The sequence below is a fragment of the Paenibacillus sp. MY03 genome (genome assembly GCF_002165585.1).
GTDB classification, from domain to species: Bacteria; Bacillota; Bacilli; order Paenibacillales; family Paenibacillaceae; genus Pristimantibacillus; species Pristimantibacillus agaridevorans.
Window position 1 is genome coordinate 1 of record NZ_MXQD01000103.1, and the last position, 6,738, is coordinate 6,738.

Here is a 6,738-nt window from a genome sequence, read left to right on the forward strand (position 1 = left end):
AATGAGGTTATTCAACAGTCTGAGCTTTTCCTTCTATTTTCCGCCAGCGGGAGCAACGAGGAGGGGAACGCACAAGCTGTCGCACAAGCTGTCGATCATGCCCACCAACTCGCCTGATCTACCTATCACGCTGAAGCTGCTCCATCTAGATGGACTCATTCTGTGCCAGCTTTGCTTAATTTAGGTCGTGTCTGAAAACCCGCTCAGGGGCATCTTTCACCGCCTTTCCGCCCCCTGCTTCGTCACTTTTGCGAAGGCGCACCCCCGGCACGCCTTCACAAAAGTTCCTTGCATGAAACGAAAATTCGGCAAAAAATGCTCCCCTCGGAGTATTCAGACACGCCCTAGCACGGAATGAATAAATTTCTCCAACGAAGCAATATCCGTTATGTTGTTATTGCACGCCCGTCCATCCGCACACACATAATGCCCCACCGACTTGTAATAATCCGAGGAAGCCTGGGCAGGCCTCTTCTTCGCGACGGCTGAGAACAGCACCAGCTCTTCATAGCGGTTGCAGGCGAAGCAATAGCTCTTCTTATTGGTTGCCGTGAACCTTCCCTCGAGGCCCAAGAACTGCTCCCCGTTATGATAGACGATGAACATCTTGCCCGTAGAGATATCGGTCCAGCTCAAGTAGGTGATATATCGGAAGTCGATCCCCGAGAGGTCAGGAATCTTCAATTTCTTATTCTTGGGGAACAGCTTTCGAATCTGCCCTCCGGTGATCGGGGGAAACGGCACCAGGTACGGCTCGAGCGCCTGCACATATGCGTGACGCTCGTCCGCTGTTCTTAGCTCCGTCACGGATTCCAGCAGCGCCTTGCCCTTGTCCGTTAAATCCGGGAACAACTCCGTCGCCTTAAGCTGCGCGCCATATCGGACGGAGTCCAGAATCTTGGGATCCCCGACCGATCTTGTCGCGCGCAGGACAGACTCGGCTTGTTGCCTAATTACATTATATTGGTAGTTTCTAATAAACGGTTGGCACATGAAACTTCAGCCCCTTATTCGAATTGGTCAAGCAAATAAGGTGCAAAGCCCGCTATTAGAAACGATATATGCTCAGTCTGGCGATAAGCGCCCGATTCATGCAAAGTATCGCCTCCTTATCAGGCTTTGCATGAGGCCTTGCCAATCCGGCAATCTCGAATTGCCATGAGTATCACCTCCGAGGGGTTCAAGTAAAGCTATTATAACTCTCCCATCGGCCAAAGGAAACAGGAGTGCGCCGGCGGACTCCGGGATGATGGGCCAGTCCGAATGATGCATAGCCTACGAATCCCTATGGCGAATCGAGGGGCGAAATCCCTTTGGCTAAGCTGCTTGTGGCGTCGAACGCGGGTTGCGCTTCATTCCTCCTGCGCCTCCAGCCATCTCTCCATCAACGCATCCAGACGCGCCCGAAGGCGTTCCATCTCCGCCCAGCTTAGCTCCATGCGGGACAAAGCGTCAGCGTCCTGTGCCGGAATGCCCGGTACCGCGTCCAGCTCCGCCAGCCGCCGCTCCACTTCGGCAATCTCGGCTTCCAGTTGGGCGCCGGATTTAGCTTCCTTCTCCTTGAGCGGCTCCGCTTGTTTAACCGAACGCTCACGCTCCGTTCGCGGCCGGCTCCGGATCGCGCTATCGCCAGCGCCTGCGGCTGGGGCCGGGACGGGGGCTGCGCCTGCAGCCGCTGCTGCGACGGCCTTCCTCCTGCGGCTCTCCGCCTTGTATTCATCGAATCCTCCCAGATAGACGGAGAGACGGCCGCGTTCCAGCTCCCATATTTTCTGCGCCAACCGATTGATCAGGTATCTGTCGTGCGTCACGATCAAAATTGTGCCGGGGTAGTCCTCCAGCGCATCCTCCAACGCCTCTCTGGACGGGATATCCATATGATTCGTCGGTTCGTCGAGAATGAGCAGATTCGGCTTCCCGAGCACGAGCAGCGCCAGTCGAAGACGCGTCCATTCTCCGCCCGATAACATACCTACTGGCTTGAACACTTCCTTGCCGTAGAACATGTAGGCTGCAAGGCTGTTCCGAGCTTCGCCCTCCTCCACGCCCGCTTCCTCCCGATAGTAGTCCAAGATCGTCTGATCCGGATTGTCCGGTCGCTGCTGCTGAGCCAGATAACCCGCCTCGACTCTCGAGCCCAGTTTCAGCTCCCCGCCGTCCGGAGCATAATCCCCTAACATGAGTTTCAGCAAAGTGGATTTGCCGGAGCCGTTGTCGCCGATCAGCATAACCTTCTCGCCATAATGCAGCTCTCCGGAGATGCCTTTTAACACCGTTGTCGCCCCAAAGCGCTTCTCTACGCCGTCGAATACGACGACTTGCTTGCCCGATCGTTCGGTAGGACGAAGCCCGAACTCCGCCTCCTTGCGATCGATCGCGGGACGCTTAAGCTTCTCCATGCGGTCGAGCGCCTTCTGCATGTTTGCCGCTCTCCGAAAGAACTTGCCGTTATCGCCGATCCTGCCCCATTCCATCAGTTGCTTGATCGTCTCGCGCATCTTCTTTATAACCTTCTGCTGCTCTTGGTAATCGGCGAATTGGCGGAGGACCAGCTCCTCCTTCTCTTTGGCGTAGCCGCTGTAGTTGGCATGGAAAACCGTCGATTCGCCGTCCTCCAGCTCCACGATCTTCGTTACGACACGGTCGAGGAAATAGCGATCGTGGGATACGATCAGACAGGCTCCGTCGTACCCCAGCAGGTAATCCTCGAGCCACTCCACCGCGCCCATGTCGAGATGGTTCGTAGGTTCGTCAAGCAGCAGCAGTTCCGGCTCTCTCAGCAGCTCCGAAGCGAGTCCGACTTTCGTCTTCTCCCCGCCGGATAATGTTGCGTAGGCGCGAGCGTACCACTCCCGCGGGATACGCAAGCCGTCGGCCACTCCGTCGATTCGGGCTTCCAGCTCGTATCCTCCGTCCCGCTCGAAACGCTCCTGCAGCTTCGCATATTCCGCCAGCAGATCTTCCAATCGCTCCGAACTTTGCTTCGGCGAAGACATCTCCGACTCCAGCTGCGTCATGCGAGCTCGGCAATCCAGCAAGTCTCGGAAGCCGCTCTCCAGCACTTCGCGTACCGTCGTGCCGGGGCTCATATCCGGCATTTGCCGAAGATAGCCAATCCGCGCGCCTTTGCTGATGGCCAGCATTCCTTCGTCAGGAGCGTCCAGCTTGGCGATCATGCGGAGCAAAGTCGTCTTGCCGCTGCCGTTGCGGCCGACAAGCCCGGCTTTCTCTCCATGCCGAAGCTCAAAGGTGACGTTTTCCAGGACGAGCTGGGCGGCGTTGTATTTTTTCACGTTCTGGCAATTTATCGTTAACATAGGGGTTCCTCCTCATCATGGAGGCCCTACTACCTGCTTGCTTGCAGATCTCCGGCGAGTTCACTCGAAGATGCCGGACATATTAAAAAGGACGCAGGGAGAATTCCCCACGTCCTGTTCCGTTCGATCCGTTCAGGTTAAGGTAGGAGCCTCTTCGCAAGTTCTGTTATCGTATGGTCATAAGTGGACAGACTTCTCCCGTCTTGCGCCAAACCATGAACGATGCCAGCCATCGCGATGGGCAGCCGGCTCACTTGCGCGTTCACAACTTCCGAATTCATCCTACCTTCACCTCCTCTTGCATAATTAGTTTTCAGTATACAACAGCCTCTGCGCCTTCCGCAACATACATACGCGCAAATGAAAACCCCTCTGCCCCACGGCTTCGCGTCGATCTGTCAGGACTCCGTCTCGTACAATTCCCGGTCCAGTCCCGTCAGATAAGGTGTCGCTTCGCCAATGACGTACAGCCGCAGTCGATGCATCGCACGCGTACAGGCGGTATAAAACAACTTCCGCTCGCTCTCCCGATTGTACACATGGGCGGATGCGTCGTAGATCAAAACCGCGTCGAACTCGACGCCCTTGGCCAGATAGGCCGGAAGAATGGAGATGCCCCGTTCGAAGGTGAGCGTCTCCTTTGTGACGAGCAGGAGATTCTCGCCTCCCGCAGCCGTCAGGCTCCCAAAGGCCTCGCGGCTCTCCGCCGCGGTCTTCGTAATGACGGCGATGGAACCGAAGCCTTCCGCTTGCAGCTTGGCGAGGTCTTGCAGCATACGCGCCGTTCGCTCCCCGTCATTGTCAAGCATCGTCACTATCGGTTTGCCCCCGCTCCGGTCAAAAGGCACAATCCCCTCGCCCTCGGACAGCAACGGCTTCGTAAACGATACGATCTCCCGCGTAGAACGATAGCTTCTGACGAGGCGTATGAGCGTCGTATGCTCTGCTCCGTAGAGTCGGACCAGCGGGGAATCCGTCTCCTGCAGATTGGTCGCCTGAGGAAAGATCGCCTGCCCGAAGTCGCCTAGCACCGTCATGCGGGCGTGGGGGAACAATCGTTTCAAGAAGGTGTACTGGAACGGCGAATAATCCTGGCCTTCGTCCACGAACACATGCCGCACGTCATTGTTTCTCCGGGCGCCTTCCACGAGCTCTTTCATATAGAGAAACGGAGTCGCATCCTCATACAGCAACTCCTTTCTCTCCAGCTTCTCTTGCGTTGCCCGGCATATATCGCTCCATAGCGATGGCAGCTCCTGCTCTCCTGTCATGTCCCGATACTTTGACGCATCGTCGAACAGACTGCTGTAGAGACCGATCACATCGACGAACTTGAGACGCTTTACTTGCCGCCGCAGCGGCGCGAACCTTTCCTTCGCGATCATGCGGCGCAGAAACTCCTCCTCTTGATCGCCGAAGTCGAACACATTCTCTTCTCCCAGCTCCCGCTTGGGGACGTCTCCATACGCATCCAGATATTGTTGAGTAAAGTCGAAGACCGCGTCTTCCTTCTCGTATTTTTTCCTTATGGAGCCGTATGCCGCTTGATAGTCCTCCATATCCAGATAGTTCAGTTCGTCCTGAACCCAATCCGCCGCACGTTCCTTGCGCTCCAATACGGTCAGCTCCTTTAGCAGCCAGTCGCGCAGCATGGTGATCCGATTCTCTAGCGAGACCGAGCTGTCGAAGCTATAAAATTTAGAGGACATTTGTTCCGCGGTAACGAGTTCCCTGTCCATAAACGTAATGCCGATAAACCTCATTCCTTGCAAGCACAGCCACTCCGCATACTGGCGAAGCGCGTCTAGAAAGGCTTCCTTCGCTTTATACCGAATCCCTTGCTGCCTGGCTTCATACGCGTCCCTGTCCTCCGTTGTCAGCGCAAATTCCAATCCGTCAAAAGGGCTCTCAACCGAAACTTCGGGCTCCAGCCAATGGGCCAGATACTCCTGAAAGGTCGTCTGCTGCATATTGTCCTCGCCGAGCTCCGGAAGCACGGTGGACACGTAGCTGTTGAACATGGGATTAGGAGAGAACAGGACGATCTGATCCGCCGTCAGCCGATTGCGGTATCTATACAGCAAATAGGCTGCGCGCTGAAGAGCGGCGGACGTCTTGCCGCTGCCGGCCGCTCCCTGCACGATGAGCATGTGGCTCTTGACGTCGCGCACGATGGCGTTCTGCTCCTTCTGTATCGTGGCTACGATACTCTTCATGGCCGTGTCCGCCCCGTTGCCCAGCGCCTGCTGGAGCAGCTCGTCGCCGATCGTGACGCTGGTATCGAATACATTGCGGAGCTCTCCGCTCCGAATTTGATATTGCCGCTTCAGCGCCATTGTCCCCCGGACGGTACCGCCGGGCGTTTCGTATTCCGTCTCTCCCGGAGAGGCATCATAATATAGGCTCGCGATGGGCGTTCTCCAATCGTACACCAGGAAGTTCAAACCTTCTTCGTCGACAAAAGAGGAGACGCCGATATAAACGCGTTCAGGGGAGCCTTCCCCCTCCTCCGCGAAATCGATCCGTCCGAAATAAGGCGATGGCAGCAGCCGCTTCATATTGTTCCATTGCTTCAAACGCTGGCGGTGGCTTCGCTCCCGCTCCGACAGCAGCGCTTCCTGCTGCTTGATGCTGTGGAACGTTTCCTCGAAATCCTCGTCCGTGCTCGTATTAACCGTGACTTCTTCCCAGAATTGCTTGCGGATATCCGTCACTTGATGGTGAAGCCCCGCAACCTCGGGCTCCAGCCTGTCTATCTCCTTGTGCAGCTGCTCCGTTACGGACTTCAGCCGCTCTTGCTCTTCCTTCCAATCGTCGGCGCTGATCATCTCTTGCGAACACGCTCCTTCGGTGGTTATGGATTTTTTAAAAACCTGGTTGACAATTCGGCGATCCACATGATATTATAGAAGTATAGATAAGATGTTCTAACTCCGTCTAAGTTAATGAGGTCCGCACAGATTTATTAATCATAACATAGACTGTTTGTCATGTAAACAATTCTAAATGATCACATAACCAAAGACGGCCTCTGTCGATGACAGAGGCCGTCTTTTTTGAATTATAAGAATTTATAAAGTTTCACTTTTATAATTAGGCTTATAATTCATCGGTAAACTCGCTCGTCCAAAGGCCGGCGTTAGCCGTTTATCCTTGATGGCTGCACAACTTGCCACGGGAGACTTGCCCGGACGAACCTTTATAGCGAAGTTTTACGCTTTATTCGACCGTCTAGACCGAGCCCAGCTTTTTATAGCGGAGTTTTACGCTTTATCTGGCCGTCTCGCACGAGCCTAGCCTTTTATAGCGGAGTTTTCTGCTATATTTGGACGTCTAGCACGAGTACAGCCTTTTATAGCGGAATTTTCCGCTTTATTCGGACGTCTAACACAGAAATTTTGCAAAGAACCGTAACCGCTAA

Annotated in this window: 5 protein-coding genes; 1 reads left to right on the top strand and 4 read right to left on the bottom strand. The window is 55.0% G+C overall.

Annotated elements, in window-relative coordinates; genetic code table 11:
• On the top strand, positions 1-184 hold a 184-nt coding region (locus B1748_RS37300), incomplete at its 5' end, for a hypothetical protein (RefSeq protein WP_218781689.1).
• A gap of 149 nt (positions 185-333) precedes the next feature.
• Here the strand turns inward: B1748_RS37300 and B1748_RS36025 are convergent.
• The 4 genes from B1748_RS36025 to helD all read right to left on the bottom strand — a co-directional run bounded on the left by B1748_RS36025 (position 334) and on the right by helD (position 6,145).
• Entirely contained in the window at positions 334-993 is a 660-nt protein-coding gene (locus tag B1748_RS36025; protein WP_087572791.1) for a FusB/FusC family EF-G-binding protein, read from the bottom strand.
• 359 nt (positions 994-1,352) lie between these two features.
• The gene (gene abc-f, locus B1748_RS36030; protein WP_087572792.1) at positions 1,353-3,317 is read right to left on the bottom strand and encodes a ribosomal protection-like ABC-F family protein; all 1,965 of its coding nucleotides are present in this window, start codon (positions 3,315-3,317) and stop codon (positions 1,353-1,355) included.
• A 137-nt stretch (positions 3,318-3,454) separates the two neighbouring features.
• The gene (locus B1748_RS37150; RefSeq protein WP_179216011.1) at positions 3,455-3,598 is read right to left on the bottom strand and encodes a hypothetical protein; all 144 of its coding nucleotides are present in this window, start codon (positions 3,596-3,598) and stop codon (positions 3,455-3,457) included.
• A 117-nt stretch (positions 3,599-3,715) separates the two neighbouring features.
• Positions 3,716-6,145: an RNA polymerase recycling motor HelD gene (gene helD / locus B1748_RS36035; RefSeq protein WP_087572793.1), complete on the bottom strand. Its 2,430-nt coding sequence runs from the start codon at positions 6,143-6,145 to the stop codon at positions 3,716-3,718.
• Between the last annotated feature and the right edge of the window lie 593 nt (positions 6,146-6,738).

Excerpts from the sequence above, each read along its gene's own strand:
- B1748_RS36025 (WP_087572791.1), bottom strand. The coding sequence starts at position 993 with ATGTGCCAACCGTTTATTAGAAACTACCAATATAATGTAATTAGGCAA.
- abc-f (WP_087572792.1), bottom strand. The coding sequence starts at position 3,317 with ATGTTAACGATAAATTGCCAGAACGTGAAAAAATACAACGCCGCCCAG.
- B1748_RS37150 (WP_179216011.1), bottom strand. The coding sequence starts at position 3,598 with ATGAATTCGGAAGTTGTGAACGCGCAAGTGAGCCGGCTGCCCATCGCG.
- helD (WP_087572793.1), bottom strand. The coding sequence starts at position 6,145 with ATGATCAGCGCCGACGATTGGAAGGAAGAGCAAGAGCGGCTGAAGTCC.